Origin of the sequence: Microbacterium flavescens, assembly GCF_018588945.1 — a bacterium.
GTDB classification, from domain to species: Bacteria; Actinomycetota; Actinomycetes; order Actinomycetales; family Microbacteriaceae; genus Microbacterium; species Microbacterium flavescens.
Map to the genome: position 1 here is coordinate 216,513 of NZ_JAFIWA010000005.1, position 16,917 is coordinate 233,429.

18 protein-coding genes and 1 riboswitch are annotated in these 16,917 nt (G+C 71.6%); of the genes, 6 read left to right on the forward strand and 12 right to left on the reverse strand.

The window, feature by feature from the left end:
- Positions 1–1,245 (reverse strand): dual-specificity RNA methyltransferase RlmN, encoded by a 1,245-nt coding sequence (rlmN, locus tag JX005_RS11575; protein WP_214467690.1) that lies wholly within the window; start codon positions 1,243–1,245, stop codon positions 1–3.
- Positions 1,246–1,304: 59 nt separating this feature from the next.
- On the opposite strand from rlmN, the gene JX005_RS16130 reads away from it, so the two are divergent.
- Both JX005_RS16130 and JX005_RS11585 read left to right on the forward strand, forming a co-directional pair.
- Entirely contained in the window at positions 1,305–2,213 is a 909-nt protein-coding gene (locus JX005_RS16130; RefSeq protein ID WP_246533932.1) for a hypothetical protein, read from the forward strand.
- A gap of 18 nt (positions 2,214–2,231) precedes the next feature.
- A complete protein-coding gene (locus JX005_RS11585; protein ID WP_214467691.1) occupies positions 2,232–2,870 on the forward strand; it encodes a LysE family translocator in 639 nt (212 codons plus the stop codon).
- 9 nt (positions 2,871–2,879) lie between these two features.
- Here JX005_RS11585 and JX005_RS11590 read toward each other — a convergent pair whose 3' ends face one another.
- From JX005_RS11590 to JX005_RS11605, 4 genes are read right to left on the reverse strand one after another with little or no spacing between them, the layout of a single operon-like run.
- Positions 2,880–3,263, reverse strand: coding sequence for a VOC family protein (locus tag JX005_RS11590; RefSeq protein ID WP_214467692.1), 384 nt, complete (start codon positions 3,261–3,263; stop codon positions 2,880–2,882).
- Positions 3,264–3,286: 23 nt separating this feature from the next.
- Positions 3,287–4,141, reverse strand: coding sequence for an SDR family oxidoreductase (locus JX005_RS11595; RefSeq protein ID WP_214467693.1), 855 nt, complete (start codon positions 4,139–4,141; stop codon positions 3,287–3,289).
- Positions 4,138–4,926, reverse strand: a complete 789-nt coding sequence (locus JX005_RS11600) for an enoyl-CoA hydratase/isomerase family protein (protein WP_214467694.1) — start codon at positions 4,924–4,926, stop codon at positions 4,138–4,140. The genes JX005_RS11595 and JX005_RS11600 overlap by 4 nt, the downstream gene beginning before the upstream one ends.
- 13 nt (positions 4,927–4,939) lie before the next feature.
- On the reverse strand, positions 4,940–5,701 hold the full coding sequence (locus JX005_RS11605) for an SDR family NAD(P)-dependent oxidoreductase (protein WP_214467695.1): 762 nt from the start codon (positions 5,699–5,701) through the stop codon (positions 4,940–4,942).
- Positions 5,702–5,809: 108 nt separating this feature from the next.
- Here JX005_RS11605 and JX005_RS11610 point away from each other — a divergent pair, with 108 nt between their 5' ends.
- Both JX005_RS11610 and JX005_RS11615 read left to right on the forward strand, forming a co-directional pair.
- Complete coding sequence (locus JX005_RS11610) at positions 5,810–6,154, forward strand: DUF488 domain-containing protein (protein ID WP_214467696.1); 345 nt, start codon at positions 5,810–5,812, stop codon at positions 6,152–6,154.
- A 4-nt stretch (positions 6,155–6,158) separates the two neighbouring features.
- A complete protein-coding gene (locus JX005_RS11615; protein WP_214467697.1) occupies positions 6,159–6,884 on the forward strand; it encodes an aminoglycoside 3'-phosphotransferase in 726 nt (241 codons plus the stop codon).
- Between the two features lie 15 nt (positions 6,885–6,899).
- Here JX005_RS11615 and JX005_RS11620 read toward each other — a convergent pair whose 3' ends face one another.
- Genes JX005_RS11620 through JX005_RS11630 form a run of 3 tightly spaced genes read right to left on the reverse strand, consistent with a single transcriptional unit; the run spans position 6,900 to position 10,429 of the window.
- Positions 6,900–8,006, reverse strand: coding sequence for a nucleotidyl cyclase domain-containing protein (locus tag JX005_RS11620; RefSeq protein ID WP_214467698.1), 1,107 nt, complete (start codon positions 8,004–8,006; stop codon positions 6,900–6,902).
- A complete protein-coding gene (locus tag JX005_RS11625; RefSeq protein WP_214467699.1) occupies positions 8,003–9,661 on the reverse strand; it encodes a sensor histidine kinase in 1,659 nt (552 codons plus the stop codon). Before JX005_RS11625 ends, JX005_RS11620 begins: the two co-directional genes overlap by 4 nt.
- Positions 9,662–9,670: 9 nt before the next feature.
- Positions 9,671–10,429: a response regulator transcription factor gene (locus JX005_RS11630; RefSeq protein ID WP_214467700.1), complete on the reverse strand. Its 759-nt coding sequence runs from the start codon at positions 10,427–10,429 to the stop codon at positions 9,671–9,673.
- A gap of 130 nt (positions 10,430–10,559) precedes the next feature.
- On the opposite strand from JX005_RS11630, the gene JX005_RS11635 reads away from it, so the two are divergent.
- Positions 10,560–11,072: an SRPBCC domain-containing protein gene (locus JX005_RS11635; protein WP_214467701.1), complete on the forward strand. Its 513-nt coding sequence runs from the start codon at positions 10,560–10,562 to the stop codon at positions 11,070–11,072.
- A 15-nt stretch (positions 11,073–11,087) separates the two neighbouring features.
- Here the strand turns inward: JX005_RS11635 and JX005_RS11640 are convergent, their stop codons facing one another.
- The 3 genes from JX005_RS11640 to JX005_RS11650 form a co-directional block, all read right to left on the reverse strand.
- The gene (locus tag JX005_RS11640; protein WP_214467702.1) at positions 11,088–11,879 is read right to left on the reverse strand and encodes an energy-coupling factor transporter transmembrane component T family protein; all 792 of its coding nucleotides are present in this window, start codon (positions 11,877–11,879) and stop codon (positions 11,088–11,090) included.
- Entirely contained in the window at positions 11,876–13,324 is a 1,449-nt protein-coding gene (locus JX005_RS11645; RefSeq protein ID WP_372447339.1) for an ABC transporter ATP-binding protein, read from the reverse strand. The genes JX005_RS11640 and JX005_RS11645 overlap by 4 nt, the downstream gene beginning before the upstream one ends.
- Before the next feature lie 12 nt (positions 13,325–13,336).
- Complete coding sequence (locus JX005_RS11650) at positions 13,337–13,984, reverse strand: ECF transporter S component (protein WP_214467703.1); 648 nt, start codon at positions 13,982–13,984, stop codon at positions 13,337–13,339.
- A riboswitch (TPP riboswitch) is annotated at positions 13,977–14,086 on the reverse strand. It overlaps the preceding gene by 8 nt.
- Positions 14,087–14,122: 36 nt before the next feature.
- Between JX005_RS11650 and JX005_RS16395 the strand changes: the two genes are divergently transcribed.
- Positions 14,123–15,754, forward strand: a complete 1,632-nt coding sequence (locus JX005_RS16395) for a D-alanyl-D-alanine carboxypeptidase (protein ID WP_214467704.1) — start codon at positions 14,123–14,125, stop codon at positions 15,752–15,754.
- 192 nt (positions 15,755–15,946) lie between these two features.
- Here the strand turns inward: JX005_RS16395 and JX005_RS11660 are convergent, their stop codons facing one another.
- Positions 15,947–16,873 carry a J domain-containing protein gene (locus tag JX005_RS11660; RefSeq protein WP_214467705.1) on the reverse strand — a complete coding sequence of 309 codons (927 nt, stop codon included), beginning with the start codon at positions 16,871–16,873 and terminating at the stop codon, positions 15,947–15,949.
- Positions 16,874–16,917 lie beyond the last annotated feature (44 nt).

Below are 16,917 nucleotides of genomic sequence, written 5' to 3' on the forward strand. Positions count from 1 at the left end.
TCAGTCCTCGAGCGGCGTGACGGCGGCGACCGCCTGGTCGTCCTCCGTGGCGACGAGCTGACCGCAGGCGCCGTCGATCTCCTTGCCTCGGGTGTCGCGCAGGGTCGTCGGGATGCCGGCCTCGTTGAGGCGACGCACGAACTCGTTCTGCACCGGCACCTCGGAGGCCGTCCAGATGGAGCCGGGCGTGGGATTCAGCGGGATGGGGTTGACGTGCACCCAGCCGCGACCGCGGGCGTTGAGCTTCTCGGCGAGGAGGTCGGCGCGCCAGGCGTGGTCGTTCATGTCCTTGATGAGCGCGTACTCGATCGAGACGCGGCGGCCGGTCTTGTCGAAGTACGCGCGGGCCGCGTCGAGCGCCTCGTCGACCTTCCAGCGCGAGTTCACCGGGATGAGCTCGTCGCGCAGCCGATCGTCGGGCGCGTGGAGCGACAGGGCGAACGTCACGGGGATGTCCTCGCTCGCCAGCTTCGTGATCGCCGGCACCAGGCCGACCGTCGAGACCGTCACACCGCGGGCGCTCATGCCCAGTCCGTGGGTCTTGTCGGTCATGACGCGCACCGCCTGCATCACCCGGGCGTAGTTGGCGAGGGGCTCCCCCATGCCCATGAAGACGATGTTCGACACGCGCTCGGCCGAGTGGTCGTCCTTCTTCTTGCCGCCCAGTCCGCCCTCGGCGATGAGGCGGTTCGCGCGCACGATCTGCTCGACGATCTCGGCCGCCGACATGTTGCGGGTCAGGCCGGCCTGGCCGGTCGCGCAGAACGGGCAGTTCATGCCGCAGCCTGCCTGCGACGAGACGCACAGCGTGATGCGACCGGGATAGCGCATGAGGACCGATTCGACGAGGGCGCCGTCGTGCAGCTTCCACAGGAACTTGATCGTGTCGCCGCGGTCGGTCTCGAGCCTCCGCACCTCGGTGAGCAGCGGCGGCAGCATGCCGTGCACGAACTCCTCGCGCCCTTCGGCGGGGAGGTCGGTCATGTCGGCGGGGTCGTGGGTCCAGTGCGTGAAGTAGTGCTTCTCGAGCTGCTTCGCACGGAATCCCGGCATGCCGAGCTCCTTGACCTTCTCGACGCGCTGCTCGGGCGTGAGGTCGGCGAGGTGCACGGGGGGCTTGCCGCGCTTGGGGCTCGCGAACTGGAGGAGCGGCCGCCCTTCGGCATCCTTCTTCTGCGACCAGCCCTCCGTGGCGGGACGCACCTGACGGGGCTTCGTGGTGCGCACGGGAGGCTCGGTTGTCATGATTCGAGGGTAGGGGACGCACCTGAACGCTCGCCCGAATCAGGACTACCGTGGTACCCGTGGACGCCGCGATCCGCGTCGAGCTGGCCGGTCTGCGTCGCCGCGCCTATGGCCCGACGGCCGACATCGACGGCGACGCGGAAGCGCTCGTGCGCCTGGCCGAGCTCGAGGATCTCGTGCTGCGCGACCGCGCCGTGCCGCCGCCTGTCCCTCCACGCATCCCGGCCCCCGCCCCCGCGCCCGCTCGAGCCGCACCCGTGCAAGGCGCACCCCCGCGGGCCGCATCCGTCGCTGGGCCGGCGTCGCCGCCTGAGCCCTCGCTCGCTCCGGCACCCGCCGAGCCCCGGCCGGGGCATCCGGAACCTCCCCCGGCGCCCCGCCCGGCAGCTGGTCGCCGCGGGAGACCCACGCTCGCCATCGTCGGCGCAGCCCTCGCTCTCGCGCTCACCGTGATCGTGGGCATCCGGCTGATCAGCGCCCCGCCGGAGACGCCGGAGGTGCGCTCGACGCTGTCACCCGCGTTCCAGGCCTCGCGCGCGGCGTACTCGTTCGCACGCGACGGCGACGCGACCACCCTGCTCAACATCCCGCTGGACGGATCGTTCGGCGGCTTCATCGACCTCCCCTCCGACGGACACGTGCCCGAATTCCCGACCGCCGGCGAAGTCGAATGGGCGGTGCACATCGGGGAGTACTTCGGATGGGAGGTCTGGATCGCCGGTGCCATGGTCGACACCGCGGGTCTCCGGCGCGACCACTGCCTGCTCGTCGAGCGCGGCCAGGTCACGCGGGGCCGCTGCGTGCCGGCCTCCATCCGCTCGCAGAGCGCGCTGCTGGTGGACGTCCCCTTCACCTTCATCACCGACGCGGATCGGCCCGTCGGGATGGAGGAAGGCGAGCGCCTCGGATTCTGGTGGCGTCGTGACCAGGCGGTCACCGTCCTGCTCGGCGATGACCCCCTGCGCTGACAGGACTATCGTTTGCTCGTGGTCCCTCCCGAGAACCTCCTCGCCTTCACCCTCGCCGCCGTCGTCCTCATCGTCATCCCCGGACCGAGCGTGCTCTTCACCATCGGCCGTGCGCTCGCCCTCGGCCGCATGGGCGGCCTGCTGAGCGTGCTCGGCAACGCGCTCGGGCTCCTTCCCGTGGTGGGCCTCGTCGCCCTGGGCGTAGGCGGCGTCGTCGCGCAGTCGGTCGTTCTCTTCACGATCGTCAAGGTCGCCGGCGCCGCCTACCTCGTGTACCTCGGCATCCAGGCGATCCGGCATCGCGACCGGGCGGCCGATCAGGCCAACGGTGCGATCGCCCCGAGGTCGGCCTGGCGCCAGCTCGGCGAAGGCTTCGTGGTCGGCATCACCAACCCGAAGACCATCGCTTTCTTCGTGGCCGTGCTGCCTCAGTTCGTCGACCTCGCCGCCGGCTCGGTGCCGCTGCAGATGATCCAGCTCGGACTGGTGTTCTTCGGGATCGCCCTGATCTCCGACGCCGTCTGGGCGCTCATCGCCGCGTCCGCGCGCACCTGGTTCGGCAGGTCGCCGAAGCGCATCGCGCGGCTGTCCGCGACGGGCGGCGGGCTGATGATCGGGCTGGGCGGCATCCTGCTGTTCACTGGCGGCGACCACTGAGCCGCGGAATCAATCCGACGAAGCGGATGCCGCGAGCCCGAGGTTGACGAGATTCCCGTCGGGGTCGCGCACCTGTGCCACCCTCTCGCCCCACGGCATGTCGGCGGGCTCGGCCACGATGTCGCCGCCCGCGGCCCGCCAGCGCACGAAGGCCGTGTCGACGTCGTCCACGTAGAACCACAGCGCGATGCGGTCGCCGCTGCCCCGGCCCGGGACGCCGGGGTCGCGCCCGATCCCGAGGGACGCCTCGCCGATCGTGAGCGACACGTAGTCGTCCTCGTCGGGACTCCCGAAGCGGTAGCCGACCCGTGCCTGCAGCGCGTGCTCGTAGAAGCTCACGAGCCGCGGCAGATCGCGCGTCAGCAGGATGGGGAACAGGCTCCGCACGGCCATGCCCCCACCCTACGCAGGCGGGCTCAGTCGAGGAAGATATCGGGGAAGAGCTGGTCGTCCGGAGTTCCGGGCGTCGCCGCGTAGCCCGAGAAGTCGGTGACACCCGACTCACGCAGGACGTCCTCGACGATGAGCGTCTGGCCGGTGTACTCGGCCGCCGGCCTCAGGAACACCTCGTACGCGGCATCCGCGTACACCTCGGGCGTGCGGCTGACCTTCATCATCGCGTCGCCGCCGAGAGCGAACTTCACGGCGGCCGTCGCGATGGTGGTCGCCGGCCACAAAGTGTTCGCCGCGATCCCGTCCTTGGCGAACTCCGCCGCGAGGCCGAGGGTCGCCATCGTCATGCCGTACTTCGCGAGCGTGTAGCCGGTGTGCGCGCCGAGCCACTTGGGCGACAGGTTGAGGGGCGGCGACAGCGACAGGATGTGGGGGTTCGCGGCATCCTTCAGGATCGGCACCGCGGCGCGACTGAGCATGAACGTGCCGCGCACGTTGACGTCCTGCATCAGGTCGTACTTCTTCGCCGAGAGGTCGAGCGAGCGCGACAGGTCGATGACACTGGCGTTGTTCAGCACGATGTCGATGCCGCCGAACTCACCCTGCGTCTTGAGCACGGCCTCGGTCACGTCGTCGTCGTTGCGCACGTCGCCGACGATCGGCAGCGCCTGACCGCCGGCCGCGCGGATCTGCTCGGCGGCGGTGTGCACGGTGCCCTCGAGCTTCGGGTGCGGGCTGTCCGTCTTGGCCAGCATCGCGATGTTCGCGCCGTCGCGGGCCGCACGCAGCGCGATAGCGAGCCCGATGCCGCGGCTTCCGCCCGACATCAGGATGGTCTTGCCGGCGAGGTTCGGCGCCGAGCCTGTCGAAGGGGTCACGCGTTCTCCTTGGTTGAGGCCTTGCGCGATGCGGCGGCGAAGGCCGCGACCCGCATCTGCGACTCGGGGGTGTCGAAGCGGGCCCCGATGGAGGCGGCCTCGTCGTCGAGGTTGTCGGCGAACGACCGGTCCGCGCCGACGCGCACCAGTCGTTTGGCGTTGCCGAACGCGGCCGTCGCGTTGGCGAGCCAGAACTGGGCGATCTCGGCGGCGCGCACGGCGACCTCGGCACCCGGGAGCACTTCGGCGACGAGCCCCCAGTCGAGGGCCTCGGCCGCGCTGAGCGTGCGGTCCTGCAGCAGCAGCTGCAGCGCGCGGCGCTGGCCGATCGCCGCCGGAAGGAGCGTCGAGACGCCGAGGTCGGGCGTGAGGCCGATGTTGGCGTACTTGCTGACGAACTTCGCCGTGTCGGCGGCGACGACGTAGTCCGCGGTCAGCATGAGGCCGAGCCCGCCGCCGGCGACCGCTCCCTGCACTGCGGCGACGATCGGCTTGTCCGACAGCGCGAACGTGCGGATCCCCTCGTGGATGACGTGGGCGGTCGCGGTCACGGCCTCGCCGCCCGCGCCCGACGTCGCCATGGCCACGACGTCGCCGCCCGCGCAGAACGCCGGACCGGCGGCATCCAGGATCACCGCCCCGATGGAGGGATCGGACGTGACCTGGCGGGCGAGGTCGCGCCAGCGCCCGCCCATCTCGAAGTCCATCGCGTTCAGCGACGCCGGCCGGTTGAACGTCACGCGGGCGAGCCCGCCCTCGACGTGGAGGAGGATCGAATCGCTCATTGTCGTCCTGGTTCTACTTGGGTGCCATGCGGATGGCGCCGTCGAGGCGGATGGTCTCGCCGTTCAGGTAGCCGTTGTCGACGATCGACTCGACGAGTCGTGCGTACTCGTCGGGCCGGCCGAGACGCTGAGGGTAGGGGACCTGCTGACCGAGCGAGTCCTGCGCCGCCTGGGGCAGGCCCATCAGCATCGGCGTCTCCATGATGCCCGGGGCGATGGTGACGACGCGGATGCCGTAGCGGGCGAGCTCACGGGCGACCGGGAGCGTCATCGCGTGGACGCCGCCCTTGCTCGCGGCGTACGCCGGCTGGCCGATCTGGCCGTCGAACGCCGCGACGCTCGCGGTGTTGACGATGACGCCGCGGCCGCCGTCGGCGGCGGGCTCGGTGCGGGCCATCGCCGCCGCGGCCTGCGAGAGCACGTTGTAGGTGCCGATGAGGTTCACCCGCACGATGCGCTCGAACCCGTCGAGCGGGGTCGGAGCGCCGTCGCGGTCGAGGACCTTCGCGGGCGGTGCGATCCCGGCGCAGTTCACGACCACGCGCAGCGGGCCCGCAGCGGCGGCGGTCTCGACGGCGGCGGCGACCTGCGCAGGGTCGGTCACATCGGCCGGGCCGAACGATCCGCCCAGTTCCGCGGCGACGTCGGCTCCGGCCGAGCCGGGAAGATCGACGATCGTGACGGTCGCGCCGGCGGCGGCCAGGCGGCGCGCGGTGGCCAGGCCCAGCCCGCTCGCTCCACCGGTGACGAGGGCGGAGGTGCCCGTGAGATCCATGCGTTCTCCTTCGAACAGCCGAGACATTGCATCCCACCCTACGCGGGACTGAGTCTCATGACCGACGGGATGCCACGTCCAGGCTAGTGGGCGGGGCATCATGGTGGCATGGCGGTGATGCTGAAGCGGGTCTATGACGACCCTTCCCCCGACGACGGGTTCCGCGTGCTCGTCGACCGGCTGTGGCCGCGCGGCCTGACCAAGGAGCGTGCGTCCGTGGACAGCTGGGCGAAGGACGTGGCGCCTTCCACCGAGCTGCGCCGGGCGTTCCATCAGGGAGACCTCCCCTGGCAGGAGTTCGAGTCCGCGTACCGCGAGGAGCTGGCCGACAACCCCGCGGTCGGGATGCTGCGGGCCGAGCTCGCCGAGCACGAGACGTCCACCCTGCTTTACGGCGTGAACGACGCCGAGCGCAATCACGCCGTGATTCTGCTCGACGTGCTCGGGCTCTGACCCGGTGTCCATCCCGGAGGAAGAGCTGCCCGTGCCCGCGCGTGTGCGCGAGGTCGCCCGAGGCGCGGAGCTCGTGCCGGTGTGGCGGAACGACTACGGCGGGGTGACCTTCCGCACCGACGACGGCCGCTACATCAAGCACGGTCCGCTCAACGCGGAGTCGTCGCTCGCCGGCGAGACCGAACGACTCGAATGGGCGGGCCGCTGGATCCGCGTGCCGCATGTGCTCGACGCCGGAGCCGACGAGACCGAGGAGTGGCTCGTGACCCGGGCGATCCCCGGAGAGAGCGCGGTGGCGGCGCGCTGGGTTGCCGAGCCGGCGACGGCCGTCCGCGCGGTCGGCGAGGGTCTGCGAGCCCTCCACGACGCGCTCCCGGTCGACGAGTGTCCGTTCGACTGGTCGGTGCCGTCGCGCATCGCGAATGCGGCGGGTCGCGGCATCCGAGTCCCCCGCTCTCTGCAGGAGCCGCCGCCGATCGATCGCCTCGTGGTGTGCCACGCGGATGCCTGCTGCCCGAACACGCTCATCGCGGACGACGGCCGGTGGCTCGCGCACGTCGACCTGGGGCTGATGGGCGTCGGCGATCGGTGGGGCGACATCGCCGTGGCATCGATGAGCACGGAGTGGAACTACGGTCCGGGGTGGGAGGACGCCCTTATCGAGGCCTACGGCGTGGCTCCCGACCGCGAGCGGCTCGCGTACTACCGGGACCTCTGGAACGCGACCTGAGCCGGGCGGGCAGGCTCAGCCGTCCACGCGCTCCCAGCGATTGCCGCCGGCCTCCCGTGCGCTCGTCATGGCGGCATGGGCGGCGTCGATCAGGTCCACCGCGTCGAAGCCGACCACGCGGGTGGGCGCCCACCCCACGCTCGCCGACAGTTCGGTCTCGATGGGCTGGTCGGGGGTCACCGTGCCGATGCGCTCCAGCAGGACGCGGATGCACTCCCTCACCACACCGTCGGGTCGCGACATGAGCACCAGGAACCCGTACGGCGAGTCCGGGCCGATGTCGGCCTCCACCGGGAACGATGCCCGCACGTCCGCCGCGAAGCGGGCCATGATGCGCTGCAGTCCCGGCTCGCCCACCGCGACCCGGAGAGGCCCGGTGTCATCGAGCGACAGAGCGAGCATCACCCAGTTGCGGTCCTCGGCGGCGGCCGCGCGGGTCAGCCGGTCGCTCACGATATGCGCAAACTCCGTCTGGCCCTTGACGTGAGCCACCGAATCCGCGAACCGCGTCAGGAACAGCAGGGTCACCAGCGCACAGGTGAGGTACACGACCTGCCCGACCACCTTGATGTCCGGGAGGACGGTGTGCTGCGTGTTGCCGTCCGCCAGCAGGGCGGCGGAAACGCTGGCGACGCCGATGACGGGGAGCACGAGCGACACCACGGTCAGCGGAAGAAGCATCCCACCGCCGCGCTCAGGCCGCCGCAGCAGCTCGACGGCCGACAATGCGGCCATCACGGTGGATCCGAAGTACGCGGCCGAGTAGGCCAGTGAGTGGATCGGCGCCCCCGCCGTGGCGAGCAGGAGCAGGGCTCCGGCGACCCCCTGGGCCAGCGCGATCCACGATCGTGCGGGGGCAGCGCGCTCCGCCCGCAGCCCGGACCAGACCAGCGCCGGGGCTCCGAGCATGAGCCCCACTGCGATGTCGTCGATCCAGTCGAGCGTCGTCGCGCCGGCGACGATGACACCGAACGTGCCGATGGTCACGAGGAAGAACACCATCGACCAGAGCAGAGTCGACCACGTCGGGCGGTAGAGGAAGCCCAGGCCGAACATGAGCAGCGCGGCGAGGATGGCGAAGACCGCCAGCAGGACCTCGCCTTCGAGTGCGGACGACGTCATCCGGCCTCCCTCGGAATTCTGGTGGTGACGGTGGTGCCGACTCCCGGTGCGCTCTCGACCTGGATGGAGCCGCCGTGCTGATCGACGATGTGGCGCACGATGCGCATACCGAGCCCGGTGCCTGGAATTCCGCTGTCGACGGCGGCGCGCGACCGGAAGAAGTCATCGTAGATGTGCGGCAGGTCGGCGGGAAGGATCCCGATTCCGCCGTCCGCCACTACGAACTCCGCATCGGCATCGACCGTCCGCGCGGTGACGGTCACCCTGCCGCCTGCGGGCGAGTACTTCACGGCGTTGCTGAGGAGGTTGTCGACGAGCTGGCGCAGGCGGAAGGCATCCGCCCACACCTCGAGCGGGTCACCGGGGGCGATCTCCAGTGTGATGTCGCGCTCCGCCGCGAGCGTCTCGAACGAGTCCACCGAGGCATCGAGGATCTTCCGCAGGTCGGTCACGGCCCATGCATCGCGGCCAGGGTCGGCCACCTGCTCGAGAGGTGCGGTGAGAATCGCGGATACGAGCTGCCTCATGCGCTCGCCGGACTCCTCGATGATGCGGATGCGGCGCTGGGCGTCGGCATCGAGGTCGTCGCGCTCGAGCAGACGGTCCACCTGCCCCAGGATCGCCGTGAGCGGATTGCGCAGCTCGTGCGACACCACCGCGGCGAGCGCGTCGCGGCGCCGTTGCGCCTGCAGCACATCGGTGAGGTCGCGCACGATCAGCACCGTGCTCGGCTCCTCCTCTCCCTGTGCGGCCTGAGAGCGCGTGGTGACCGCCAGCGCGTGCCAACGGCCTTCCGGGTCGTACAGCCAGACCTTCTCCTCGTCGAGCGTCTCGCCGCGGGCGGCCCGTGCGAACGTGCGGTCTCGCGTTCGCACGGCGCTTCCGCGCAGCGAGTCGTACTCGACGGAGTGGGCGGGCTGGGCGGGATCGGCGACGTCGAGCGCATAAAGCTCGCGATAGGCGGCATTCGCAGAGAGGAGCTCGCCGTCCGGGGAGACCCTCGCGATGCCTATGCTGACGCCGTCCAGCGTGTCGCTGACCCTGCGCTTCTCGATCGAGACCTGGTCGAGCGACGTCGTCGACCGCCGCGCCTGCCGTCGGAGGAGGGTGCGGTACGCCCCCGCCTGGCGCGCGGCGTTGTTCACAGTGACGCCGATGAAGGCGAGCGCGAGCAGCGCGATGAGCACGCGCAGAGCGCTCGCGCGGGACATGTCGTTCACCAGCACCTCGACCAGCGTGACGATGGCCACGACCGCCAGCCCTCCGGCGAGCCGCAGCAGCCCGAACTGCGTCGCGAGCCACGCGATCGGGAAGACCCAGAGATGCGAGAGCCGCAGTTCGGTGCTGAACGTGAGGAGGCCCACCCACACGATGTCGAGGTACGGCAGGGCCGACGGGACGGCCTCCGGCAGGCGTCGCCACGGAACGATGAGCGCGACGACGGTGGTGAGGAAGATGCCGGTCATGCCGATCGCCACCGGCACGATGGCCAGGACGCTGGGGTCCAGAACGGCCACGACGACGACGACGATCCCCGTGACGGCGCACAGCGCCAGCTGCCAGATCCAGATCGAACGCACACGGGCGTCCGCCTCGGCGAGGTCGAGCGCGGGAGAGCTCAGCCTGACCGGACCGGTCGTTTCCCAGGCCCCCATGGCCGCAGTCTAAGCCGAGTCTACCTCGGTGAGCCGATATCCCACTCCCCGCACGGTCTCGATGTAGCGCGGAGCCAGCGAGTCCTCGGCGAGCTTGCGCCGGAGGTTGGCGATGTGCGTCTCCATGGTCCGCAGATCCACGTCGGTGATCGGCGCGGCGTCCTGACGGTCGCCCCGCACCACCATCACCAGGTCGCTCTTCGCCCGCACCCGTCGCCCGGTCTGGAGAAGGGCCACGAGGATGTCGAACTCGGTCCGCGTGAGGCCCACTTCGACTCCGGCGCGCCGGACCACGCGGGTCGAGCGGTCGACGACGAGGTCGTGATGCTGCAGCACCGCGTCGGCATCGTCTTCGGTCCGTGCCGCAGAGGCCGATGGGGCTTCGGTTTCGCGGACGCGCCGGAGCACCGAGTCGATGCGGGCCCGGAACTCGCGGGCGCGGAACGGCTTGGCGACGAAGTCGTCTGCTCCCGCCGAAAGCGCCAGGACCGCGTCGGCCTCATCGGTGAGCGCGGACACGACGATGATGTGCGTCGAGCTGCGCGCGCGGATGCGGCGTGTGGCTTCCAGCCCGTCGATCCCCGGCATGTTGATGTCGACGGTCGTGATCAGGGGATTGTGCTCGACGACCGCCCGCACCCCGTCCGCGCCGTTGTCGACGGCGATCGTGTGCAGCCCCGCCCCATCCAGGATGTCGACCAGCAGCTCGCGGACGATCTCATCGTCCTCGATGACCACCGCGGTGGACGGCGTGACGCCGACGTTCATCGTGACTCCTCAACGCTCGCCTCGATTCCGTTATACACCGCCGAAAGGAGCCCGTAGCGCGCACGGCCGGTCGATGCCAGCATGGATCGGGGCGGGGACGCCCCGATCGATCGGAGCTCTGAAACGCGACATGTCCGACCGCAGCGACATCACGGGGACCGTCACCGACATCGACGGCGATCCGAACCTCGTTCTCACCCGCACTTTCCCGATGCGCGCCGCCGAGTTGTGGCGCGAGCTCACCGAGTCCGCCCGCCTCGAGAAGTGGATCGGCCGCTGGGAGGGCGACCCGAAGACCGGGCGCATCGCGTTCTTCATGACCGCCGAGGACGAGGATGTGCCGCCCGAGGAGTACACGATCCTCGAGTGCGATCCTCCGCGCCGCTTCGCCGGCGACACCTCGGCTGAGACAGGATCGTGGCACCTGTGGTTCGAGCTCGTCGAGAAGGGGGAGGCGACCCTCCTGGTGTTCGGCCAGCGTCTCAATCCCGGCGAGGTCGTCGGGTCGATCGGGCCCGGCTGGGAGTACTACCTCGACCGGCTGGTGGCGGTGACGAAGGGGCGGGATGCCTCGACCGTGCCGTGGAACGCCTATTTCCCGGCCATGCAGCCGGCGTACCGCTCGCTGGTCGCCGCCGGCTGACCGCGGGCAGACGCGTCAGACGCCCGGACCGAGGATGAAGTTCCAGGTGCCGGCCGCGAGCGCCGCCGCCGTCGCCACCGCGGCGATCGCGAGGCCGGCTCCCATGAGCGCCCACTCGGCGCCGCCGAACGGCGAGTCGCGGGCCCACGTGCGCTGCCCGGGTGCTCCGAACCCACGCGCCTCCATGGCCGTCGCGAGCTTCGAGCCCCGCCGGATCGACAGCACGAGGAGAGCGAACGCCATCCCCACGAACCGCCGCAGGCGCCCGCGGTCTGCGACGCCGCGCGCGCGGCGGGCGAGCTCGAGCGCGCGCCAGTCGTCGAGGAAGAGGCCGACCATGCGCAGGCCCGCGAGCGCGCCGAGCACGAAGCGCGCCGGCAGCCGCAGCACCTGACCCAGGCCGTCCGCGAGATCGGTGGGATCCACGGTTGCGAACAGCACGACCGAGGGCAGCGCGATGGCGAGCACGCGGATCGTCGTGGCGAGTGCGAGCACGAGCGAGCCCTCGCTCACGGTGACGAACAGCCAGTCCGCGTAGACCTCGCCGCTCGTGCGTCCATAGAGGGCGATGGTCACGCCGGTGAGCGGCGCGAGAGCCCACACGATCCAGGTGCGCGCCCAGAACTCGCGCCTGCCGAGCCCCGCGAGCGGCATCAGCAGCAGCTCGAGGACGAGCGCGACGCTCGCCGACACCACGTCGAGGGTGAGCACCAGCGGGATGGTGATCAGTGCCGCGGCGCCGAGCTTCGCGACGGGATTGACGCGCGACATCCGTCCCATCCGCGCGTGCGCGTCGAGGAGCGTCATCGCGGCGCTCCGAGCTCGAGCCGCTCCGCATGCAGCGCCTGCACGACGTCGAGGTCATGGGTGATGGCGACGATGGCCGAGCCCTCGTCGCGCAGCCGGGCCAGCAGGGCGACGAGCTCGGCCCACGTGCGCGCGTCCTGCCCGAACGTCGGCTCGTCGAGGACGAGCACACGCGGCGCCGTGGCCAGGGCGGCGGCGACCGTGAGGCGCCGCTTCTCGCCACCCGAGAGCGTGTACGGGTTCGCGAGCGCGAGAGGAGCGAGCCGCAGCCGCTCCAGCAGCTCGTCCACCCGGCGAGCCGTCTCCGCCGGCGGCAGCCCGAGGGCATGCGGCCCGATCTCGAGCTCGCCTCGGACGGTCTTGGCGAGCAACTGGTGCTCCGGATCCTGGAACACCGTCCCGATGCGCGTGAGGAGCTGACGCGAGCTCCAGCGAATGGGGGTCTCCCCCGCGCCGGCGGCGAGCGCGGGCGTGGCGAGGAGGGTGCCGGATGCCGGGGCCAGCAGTCCCGCGAGCGTCAGGCCGAGCGTCGACTTGCCCGCGCCGTTCGGCCCCGTTACGGCCAGCGCCGCACCGGCGCGGACGACTGCCGAGACGCCGGAGGCGACCGGATGCCCCGAAACGCGTTCCACCGCGAGGTCGGCCGCCCTCAGCAGCGTCTCGCCCGGCGCGGACGCCGGAGCAGGCGGATGGGCCGGCGGCAGTCCCGGCACCCAGACGCCGCGTGCGGCGAGCGACGTACCCTCGCGTCCGAGCACGTCGTGCGGTGCGCCGTCGGCGATGACGCCGCCGTCGCCGAGCACGATCACCCGGGAGACGACCGGCAGCCACACCTCGACCCGGTGCTCGACGACGACGAGCGTCGCCGGGTGGCGTTCGAGGAGTCCGGTGACGGCGTCGCGCACCTCCGCCACCCCGGCGGGGTCGAGGTTCGCGGTCGGCTCGTCGAGCAGGAGCAGTCCGGGCTGCATCGCCAGCAGCCCGGCCAGCGCCAGCCGCTGCTTCTGACCACCCGACAGCGCTTTCGTGGGGCGGTCGAGGGGGACGTCCAGGCCGACGGCATCGAGAGCCTCACGCACCCGCGGCCAGATCCGGTCTCGGGGCACGCCGAGGTTCTCGCAGCCGAACGCGACGTCGTCGCCCACCCGGGAGAGGATCACCTGGGCGTCGGGGTCCTGCAGCACGAGTCCCGCACGGCCGCGCGCCTGGCCCGCGGGCGCGCCGTCGATCAGGAGGCTCCCCTCCTGCTCGCCCTCCTCGTCGCCGCCCAGCACGCCGGCGAGCCCGTGCAGCAGGGTCGACTTGCCCGAGCCGGAAGCCCCCAGCAGCAGGACGCGCTCACCGGGCTCGATGCGGAACGAGGCATCCCGCACCGCCCACGCGTTGCGCGACGCGTGACGCCAGCCCCAGCCGCGCGCCTCGACCGCAGCGGGCGCGGGCGCCACCTCCGTCACGGGTCAGACGCGAGCGCGCGCTTCGCGCCCGGAGGCGAAGCGATTGAGCGCCCCCGTCGCCGCGAGCCCGCGCGCGATGAACCACGACAGCGCGCCGGCGATGACCGCGCCCGAGATCGACGTGCTGACGAGGTACACGACGACGAACGGCAGGTCGGCGCCGGCATACCAGAGCAGCAGGTTGTTGACGCCACCGGCGAGGGCGGCGCCGATCCCCGCGAGGATCGCGACGGGCAGCGACCAGCGGCGGTAGAAGAACAGCAGGAACACCAGCTCCGCGCCGAGGCCCTGGATGAGACCGGCTTCGAGCGTGAGGAACGCGCCCCACGTGTTGCCGATCAGCGTCAGCGCGGACACGCCGGCGGCCACCACTTCGGTGAACACGGCCGCGCCGGGCTTGCGGATGATGAGCGCGCCGAGCACCCCCGCGAACAGCCAGGGACCGTCGAGCAGACCCTGCAGGCCGGGCCAGAGCGGCTCGAGCAGCGCGCTCGGACCGCGGTAGGCGACGTTCCACAGCAGGAAGACGAGTCCCGAGGCGACGCCGATGACACTGGCGACGACGATATCGACGACACGCCAGCGGTACGGGTTCGCCGGTGGCGACGTGGGTGCCTGCGTGGCCGTGGGAACAGACGTGGACGCGTGCATTCTTTCTCCTCCCTGCGCCGGCATGATCCGGATCAGGTTCGACGGTCGAAGCGTGGATCGCTTCCTCTCAGCCCGGCTCACCGGACTCCCGTGGTTGTGCGAAAGAGTATACGCGGCGCGGCCCCGTATTCTGAGCGGGTGACTCTTGACGACACCCCCGCCCCCACGCGCCGTTCGCGCGCGAGGACGGGTGCGTTCGCGGTCACACCAGCGGGGACGGATGCCTCGGACGGCACCCTCACGCTGGACCACGCCTCCACTGCCGCGGCGCCGACGCCCACGAGCTCGATCGCAGCGCCGTCGGCGGATGCCGCCGAGCCCGCGACCCAGCCCACGCTCACGGCCACCACCCCACTCGGCCCGGTCGCAGCCCCGGCCGGAGGACCTGCGCCGGCGCCGTCGACCGATACTGACACCGGCGCGCCGGCCGCGACTCCGACGGCGCTCACCTGGGTGGACGAACGCGCGGTGGCGGCTCCTCCCGCTCCGATGAACCTGTCCGCCGCGGCGACGTCGTACATCCCCGTCGAGAACGATCTCCTCGCCCACGTCCCGCGCCGCTCGCCGTTGCGGGCGGGCGTCCTCGTCCCCGCGTCGATCATCGCGAGCCTGGTCGGCGCCTACGCCGCCACGACGCTGCTGTGGCCGCTGCACGCGGTCGAGCCGACCGTGGCAGCCGTGCAGGTGCAGTCCGTCGCCGCCCCGGCGACCGAGCTTCCCTGGCCGGAGGAAGGCAGCGCGGCCGTCGCCGTCGGCGGAATGGCCGGGCACGCGGCATCCGCTTCAGACGCCGAATCGATCGCGAGCATCACCAAGGTCGTCACCGCACTCGTCGTGCTCGACGAGCTGCCGCTCGCGGTGGGTGAACAGGGTCCCGACTACCGCTTCGGCTACGGCGACATGCTGACGTACTGGGAGTACCGCGCACGCGGCGAGTCGGCGCTCGACGTGCCCGTCGACGGCACCCTCACCGAGTACCAGATGCTCGAGGGCATGCTCATCGGATCGGCGAACAACTACGCCGACCGGCTGGCGAGCGGGCTGTTCCCGTCCGACGCCGTGTACGCCGATGCCGCGATGACCTGGCTCGAGACGCACGGCGTGTCCGGGGTGCGGATCGTCGAGCCGACGGGGATCGATTCGCGCAACAAGGCCACCCCCGAGGCGCTCATCGTCCTCGCGCAGAAGGCGCTGGCGAACCCCGTGATCGCCGAGATCGTCTCACAGGGGACGGTCGACCTGCCCGGGGCGGGCAAGGTCGAGAACACCAACGGGCTGCTCGCCGACCCCGGCGTCGTCGGCATCAAGACCGGAACGCTCGACACCTGGAACCTCCTCTCGGCGAAGGACGTGACGATCGGCGAGACGCCCGTCCGGCTGTACGCCTCGGTGCTCGGCCAGCCCGACGACGCCGCCCGGCTCGACGCGTCGCGCGCGCTCTACGACCGGCTCGAGGAGGAGCTGCAGCTCGATCCGTCGGTGGCCGCGGGCACGCTCGCCGGCACGGTCGACACGGACTGGGGCGACACCGCCCGCATCGTGGTCGCCGCCGACGCGTCAGTGGTGCTCTGGAACGGCGGCTCGGGAGCGGTCACGCCCACCTACGACCTGGGCGAGGCGCGCGAGGACGGCGACACCGTCGGCTCGCTGACGGTCGAAGGGCCGTTGGATGCCGCCACCGTCGACCTGCGGCTGGACGGCGACATCGACGACCCGAGCCCCTGGTGGCGCCTGACCCACCCCCTCGAGCTGTTCGGCCTCACCGACTGACCCCGCCCGCGCCGGGCGCCTGCGCCCGGCGCCTGCGCCCGGCCTGGCCCCGCCCCGCCCGCCCCACCCCCACCCTCGGCGAGACCGCATCGGTGCACCGAGAGAGCAGCCGCTAGCTGCGGTTTCGGTGCACCGATGCGGTCTCGCGGAAAAGGGGGGCGCGGGACGCGGGTCCTGCACCGGACGGGCCGGTCAGGCGAACCGCACCGCCTGCTGGAGGCGCGTGCGCACGTCGAAGACCTCGTTGCCGCCGATGGCGCGCACGCCGGTGATCCCCCGACGCAGCACCGTCGACAGCGCGCCGCGCGAGACGACGGCGACCGGCGTGCCCTTGACCTTGCCGATCTCGTCGATCACCTGCAGCACGTCGTCGTCGGGCAGCACGACGATCGCCCCGCTGAAGCGCACGCCCGCGGCGCGCGCCAGGCCGCGCATCCGCGCAACCAGCGAGGCGATCGGAGCACCGTCGACTCCGTCGCCGACGAGCTCGCCGCGGCGCAGGCCCACCGGACCGCCGAAGTCCTCCGAGAGCAGGCCGTACAGCCCGCTGGGTCCGAGCACGATGTGGTCGATCTTGGCGTCGGGATCGGCACCCCGGGCGGACGGCGCGACGTCGTGCCACACCGTGTAGCCCATGCCGAGATCGGCGACGATGCGCGCGGTGGCCTCCTCGGCGAGGGCGTCCGCGAGCAGCCGCCGCACCTGCTGCGGGGCGGAGCGCACCAGCGCAGGGTCGTACGGATCGTCGAGCGTCACGCCGCGACCAGCCCACTCGCGGATGAGCGTCAGATATCGCTCGCGACGCCAGCCTCCCGGATGCCCGTACGAGCGGGCACGCGGACGCGTGTCGGTGCGCGGCGCCGGAGCCCGCCAGCCCGACCACTCGGGGGCCGGGGCCTCTCCGAAGCCGTGGCCGCGGTCGTAGGCGGACCGCGCGTCGGCGGTGCCGACGAGCTCCCAGGCGCGCTGCACCTGGATGAAGACCGCGGCGTCCCCGCCGGTGTCGGGATGCGTCTGGCGCAGGCGCAGGCGGTACGCCTTGCGCAGCGACTCCTCGTCGACCTTCGGATCGACCCCCAGAACTTCGTAGGCCGACGCGGACAGCGGACTGTCGAACACGCACCCTCCCTGATCCCTGCCGCCGGAGCGGCGGATCTCAGGCT

Coding starts and splice junctions, on each gene's coding strand:
- rlmN (WP_214467690.1), bottom strand. CDS start 1,245: ATGACAACCGAGCCTCCCGTGCGCACCACGAAGCCCCGTCAGGTGCGT.
- JX005_RS11590 (WP_214467692.1), bottom strand. CDS start 3,263: ATGGCCGTGCGGAGCCTGTTCCCCATCCTGCTGACGCGCGATCTGCCG.
- JX005_RS11600 (WP_214467694.1), bottom strand. CDS start 4,926: ATGAGCGATTCGATCCTCCTCCACGTCGAGGGCGGGCTCGCCCGCGTG.
- JX005_RS11605 (WP_214467695.1), bottom strand. CDS start 5,701: ATGGATCTCACGGGCACCTCCGCCCTCGTCACCGGTGGAGCGAGCGGG.
- JX005_RS11610 (WP_214467696.1), top strand. CDS start 5,810: ATGGCGGTGATGCTGAAGCGGGTCTATGACGACCCTTCCCCCGACGAC.
- JX005_RS11620 (WP_214467698.1), bottom strand. CDS start 8,006: ATGACGTCGTCCGCACTCGAAGGCGAGGTCCTGCTGGCGGTCTTCGCC.
- JX005_RS11625 (WP_214467699.1), bottom strand. CDS start 9,661: ATGGGGGCCTGGGAAACGACCGGTCCGGTCAGGCTGAGCTCTCCCGCG.
- JX005_RS11630 (WP_214467700.1), bottom strand. CDS start 10,429: ATGAACGTCGGCGTCACGCCGTCCACCGCGGTGGTCATCGAGGACGAT.
- JX005_RS11635 (WP_214467701.1), top strand. CDS start 10,560: ATGTCCGACCGCAGCGACATCACGGGGACCGTCACCGACATCGACGGC.
- JX005_RS11640 (WP_214467702.1), bottom strand. CDS start 11,879: ATGACGCTCCTCGACGCGCACGCGCGGATGGGACGGATGTCGCGCGTC.
- JX005_RS11650 (WP_214467703.1), bottom strand. CDS start 13,984: ATGCACGCGTCCACGTCTGTTCCCACGGCCACGCAGGCACCCACGTCG.